This window comes from Oleiphilus sp. HI0066 (assembly GCF_001635725.1).
This window is the reverse complement of record NZ_LWFH01000774.1, coordinates 1-493: the sequence shown is the minus strand read 5'-3', so window position 1 is coordinate 493 and position 493 is coordinate 1. Positions and strand designations below refer to the sequence as shown.

The 493-nt window shown below is 40.4% G+C and carries 1 protein-coding gene; it reads right to left on the bottom strand.

What is annotated here, in order from left to right:
- Nucleotides 1-493, bottom strand: a 493-nt coding sequence (locus tag A3738_RS09265) for an SPFH domain-containing protein (protein WP_255376162.1), incomplete at both ends; no start/stop codon positions are given.

Below are 493 nucleotides of genomic sequence, written 5' to 3'. Positions count from 1 at the left end.
AGGGACGCTTTAGGCGTTTGCTCTAAGTAATCAATCGCCACATCTTCGAGAACGTAGCCGTTCAAATCATCACCGATGACTTCAACGATTTTGTCTCTGAATTCTTGTCGGTTCTCAAACAGCTTAACGAAGTCAATTTGCTTACCTACAGTCTTAAGTGCCTCTGAAAATTTCGCATTGAACAGTTGATTGACTGCTTCTTTATCAGACGCACGATCTGCACCAATTGACTTAGCTACTTTCAACACATCATCAGCTGTTTCATTTACTCGCAGGTAGAAAGCTACGGTGATATCCGCACGCATATTATCGGCACAGATCAATCCATCTTTACCTCTTCGATCAACTTCTAAAGTGATCAAGGAGATTCGCATCAATTCTTTCTTATAAATAATGGGATAAACCAAAGCACCAGTGAAGTGAACTTTTGGTTTTGACGACATATCGTTAACAATCAGAGCTGTTCCTTGCTCTACCTTTATGTAAAAGGCTT